The following is a 4,320-nucleotide window of genomic DNA, read 5'->3' as shown; positions in this document are numbered from 1 at the left end:
CGACGATGAGGATTATCGGGCCGCAGGCCACTCCTTCTACACCGTGGAGACCCACGTCAACTACCTGCGGGAGGTGGCGGGCGACGACTCCCTACGCTTCACGACCCTGGTGGTCGGCCTCGACGACAAGCGGCTCCACATCTATCACGAGATGTTCGACGATGCGACCGGAGACCTGGTGGCCACAACGGAGCAGATGCTGTTGCATATGGACACCGCGGCGGGGCGCCCTGCTCCGGTCCGCGGGCGGCCGGCCCGGGCGTTGCAAGCGATCCGCCGCGCCCACGCCGCCCCGGAGAAACCCAGGTACCTGGGCCGGGTGATGAAGACCAGGGAAACGAGCTGATGGACTTCGAACTCACCGGCGAGCAACGCCTCATAATCGATGTCGCCCGCGACTTCACCCGCAAGGAATTGTTCCCCTACGAGGAGGAGGTGGAGCGCTCCGGCCGGGTGCGCCAGGAACTGGTAGACCAGATCCGGTCGCGTTCTATCGCTGCCGGCATCTACGCCGCCAACATGCCCGAGGAGTACGGCGGGGCCGGGCTGGACCCGCTCACGCTGGCACTGGTGGAGCGGGAGCTGGGAGCCGCCTCCTACGCCCTCCAGTACATCGTGGCCCGACCCTCCAACATCCTGCAGGCCTGCCGGGACGAACAGATCGACCGGTACCTCCTCCCCACGGTTCGAGGGGACCGGGTCGAATGCCTGGCGATGAGCGAGCCCGACGCCGGCTCCGATCTGAGAGGCATGCGTTGCTCGGCGGTCCGGGACGGCGACGGCTATCTGATCAACGGCACCAAGCACTTCATCAGCCACGCCGACCTGGCCGACTACGTCATCCTGTTCGCCGCCACCGGCGAGGAACCAGGCCCCCGAGGTCCCCGGAAGATGATCACCGCCTTCCTGGTCGACATGGGCACTCCCGGATTCGAGGTGCGGCCCGGATACCAAGCGGTCTCCAACCGTGGATACCACAACTTCGTCCTCCAGTTCGACGACTGCCGCGTGCCCGCGTCCGCCATCCTCGGAGAGGAGCACCAGGGATTCCGGGTAGCCAACGAGTGGCTGGGATCGACCCGCCTACAGGTCGCGGCGGTGTGTCTGGGAAGGGCGCGGCGCGCCATCGACCTGGCCACCCGATGGGCGGCCGAGCGCACCCAGTTCGGCCGGCAGATCGGCAAGTTCCAGGGGGTGTCGTTCAAGCTGGCCGACATGCAGACGCGCTACGAGGCCGCCGAGCTGCTCACCCTCCGGGCAGCCTGGAAGGACGGTCAGGGCTCCATGACGGACACGGATGCGGCCATGGCCAAGGTCTTCGCCAGCGAGATGTGCCAGTTCGTCACCGATGAGGCCATCCAGATCTTCGGGGGCATGGGCCTGATGGATGAGCTCCCGCTGGAACGATTGTGGCGGGACACCCGGGTGGACCGTATCTGGGACGGGACCTCCGAGATCCAGCGCCACATCATCTCCCGGGCCATGCTCCGACCCTTGGGCGGGTAGCCCGACGTGCCGGTTCGGGACCTGGACCGCCTCCTGCGTCCCCGGACGGTGGCGGTGATCGGCGGCGACCCGGCCGAACGAGCCATCCGCCAGTCGGACCGGCTCGGCTTCGAGGGAGAGATCTGGCCGGTCCATCCCACCCGCTCCACGATGGCCGGGCGCCGTGCCTACCCGTCGCTCGACGACCTGCCGGGAGTGCCGGACGCCGCCTTCGTGGCCGTGAACCGCCGGCTCACGGTCGAGATTGTCCGGCAACTGGCGGGAATGGGTTGCGGCGGGGCGGTGCTCTACGCCTCCGGATTCGCCGAGGCCGGCGAGGAGGGCGCCGAGTTACAGCAACGGCTGGTGACCGGGCACTTGATGCCGCTGGTCGGACCAAACTGCTACGGGACCATCAACGCGGTCTCAGGCGCCGCCCTATGGCCCGACGTACAGGGCTGCCGGCGGGTACGGAGCGGCCCCGCCCTGATCAGCCAGTCGGGCAACATCTCCCTCAACCTCACCATGAACCGGCGCGGGATCGATTTCAGCTACGTGATCTCGCTGGGCAACCAGTCCTCGGTCACCACCGAGGACTGCCTGCAGCATCTCGCAGCCCGGTCCGAGGTGACCGCGGTCGGTATCCACGCCGAGTCGATCCTCGATCCGATCGCCTTCGGTCGCGCGGCGCTGGCCTGCCGGGACACCGGCACGCCGGTGGTGGTGCTCAAGACCGGACGGTCGGAGGGAGCCGAGCGCATCACCTCATCGCACACCGCGGCGCTGGCCGCCCCGGCCGCCGCCTACGACGCCCTATTCGAGCGCTACGGGGTGACGACGGTGGAGTCCATCCCGGACTTCATGACCACGCTGGGATTGCTGGACACGGTCGGGCCGATCCCCGGCAACCGGCTGGTCTCCCTCTCGTGTTCCGGAGGCGAGGCGGCGCTGGTGGCCGATCGGTCGGTTCGCTATCAGGTCACCTTCCCTGCCTTCGGCCCCGAGCACCGGGACCGGATCGCGGCCACCCTGCCGCAGCTGGTGGCCATCACCAACCCGCTCGATTACCACACCTTCATCTGGGGTGATGAGCCGGCCCTGGAACGATGCTTCACCGAGGTGGTGTCGGGGCCGTTCGACGCCGCCATGCTGATCATCGACTGGCCGTCGGACGGGAACGACGACACGGAGTGGTGGCCCGCGCTGCGGGCGTTCGCCACCGCCGCCAACCGAGCGGGTCGAGCCGGCGTGATCGTGTCGGGGCTCCCGGAGAGCCTTCCCGGCACCGTCCGGAATTTCGCAACGGAGCGGAGTCTCGGCATGGCCTGGTCGATCGATGAAGCCCTGGCCGGATTGGCAGCAGCGGCTTCGAGGGGCCGATGGCTCGAGGATCCGCCCCCGTCGCTCCACATTCCCGCCGGGACCTGGACCGGCCCTGTCCTGGCCCTGGACGAACCGGCCGCCAAGTCGATCCTCTCGAGCGCGGGAGTACAGGTACCCGACGGCGTCGTCGTTGACGCCTGCTCAGACGGCATCCCGGCACGGTTGCCACGTCACCTGTCCTTCCCGCTGGTGGCGAAGACCGTCGGCCCGGCCCACAAGTCGCGAACCGGCGGGGTGGTAACCGGGATAGCTGACCTGGAACAACTCGGGGCAGCGATCGAGCGCCTGGGACGTGATAGCAGTCAAGTGCTGATCGAGGAGCAGGTGACGAGCGCCGTTGCCGAACTGCTGGTGTCGGTCACCCGGCAGCCGCCGATCGGTCTGGTCGTGACGCTCGGAGCAGGCGGGACCCTGGTGGAATGGCTGGCCGACACCACCAACCTGCTGGCGCCCGTCACCCGGCCCGGACTGCGACGAGCGCTCCGCCGGCTCCGTATCGGGCGCCTGCTCGAGCACCAGTTGCCCGGACTCGTCGCCGACCCCGAACCGATATGGGAGATCATCGACCGGTTAACCACCCTGCTATCTCACCGCCCCGGCATCGTCGAGGTGGAGATAAACCCCCTCATCCTCACCGAGGAAGCACTCTGGGCGGTCGACGCGCTGATCTCCACCGACCCGGAAGACGGGTCCTGCTCCTAGCGTCCTCTTCCGACGGAAGAACGCGAAAAACGCGCCGGGCGGACTCCGCCCGCCGGTCCCTCCCCCACCGCCGCCACCTTGGTGTCGGGCGCGTCCGTCCTACCCCTTGGCGGGGTTGCCCGACGATATGTTCCCTCCAGCGGCCCGGTCGACATCAAACCGCTATAAGTGCTTACGGTGTTCAATACCATATAGCAGGGGTGTGACAGGAACAGCCCGCTCATGAGAGCAACAGAACCGTGGGGGCTCTGGGAGTCCTGGCTCAGCCTTCCTCGTCCTGGGCGGCGAAGATCGAGTCGTACCCGCCCGACCAGTCTGGGGGGATCAGGCAGGGCCGGGGGTCGTGATGGGCCCACCGGGCGGGCTGCCCGCGAATCACCTTGCCGGTGTTGCGGGTCGGTTGTGGGTGGGCCGTGTAGGGGAAGGCGTCGGCGGAGGCATAGGCGTTGAGCAGCAGGGGCCGGCCACTCGGCCTGGAGGTGGGCGGCGAGCCGTGGACCGTCCGGCAGTTGTGCGCGGTGATCGAGCCGGCCGGACCGGTTAGGTACTCGACCCGTCCGACATCGACGGTCGCCGAATCTTCCGCGGACAGGCATCCGATCCAGGTTCCCTCCTCGTCGTACTGATCGAACAGGGGGCCGTCGTGGCTGCCCGGTATCACCATCAGCGGACCGTCATCCATGCCGGTGTCGGCCAGGTACGTGCCGATCGTCAGCGGGCTGTAGTTGGTGTGCGGGTAGAACTGGATGT

Annotated in this window: 4 protein-coding genes; 3 read left to right on the top strand and 1 reads right to left on the bottom strand. The window is 68.1% G+C overall.

What is annotated here, in order from left to right:
* The 3 genes from OXK16_05215 to OXK16_05205 all read left to right on the top strand — a co-directional run.
* On the top strand, positions 1-346 hold a 346-nt coding region (locus OXK16_05215; GenBank protein MDE0375346.1), incomplete at its 5' end, for a thioesterase family protein.
* Positions 346-1,506, top strand: a complete 1,161-nt coding sequence (locus tag OXK16_05210; GenBank protein ID MDE0375345.1) for an acyl-CoA dehydrogenase family protein — start codon at positions 346-348, stop codon at positions 1,504-1,506. The genes OXK16_05215 and OXK16_05210, both read left to right, overlap by 1 nt.
* A gap of 6 nt (positions 1,507-1,512) precedes the next feature.
* The gene (locus tag OXK16_05205; protein MDE0375344.1) at positions 1,513-3,570 is read left to right on the top strand and encodes an acetate--CoA ligase family protein; all 2,058 of its coding nucleotides are present in this window, start codon (positions 1,513-1,515) and stop codon (positions 3,568-3,570) included.
* A 262-nt stretch (positions 3,571-3,832) separates the two neighbouring features.
* Here OXK16_05205 and OXK16_05200 read toward each other — a convergent pair.
* Positions 3,833-4,320: phytanoyl-CoA dioxygenase family protein (locus tag OXK16_05200; protein ID MDE0375343.1), on the bottom strand; the 488-nt coding region annotated here is incomplete at its 5' end.

The organism is bacterium (genome assembly GCA_028821235.1).
In the GTDB taxonomy this organism is placed as follows: domain Bacteria; phylum Actinomycetota; class Acidimicrobiia; order Spongiisociales; family Spongiisociaceae; genus Spongiisocius.
Note: the sequence above shows the minus strand (reverse complement) of the source record. Positions and strands in the feature narration are given on the sequence as shown.

Bases quoted from the DNA above. Each gene is read 5' to 3' on its own strand.
- OXK16_05210 (MDE0375345.1), top strand. From the start codon at position 346: ATGGACTTCGAACTCACCGGCGAGCAACGCCTCATAATCGATGTCGCC.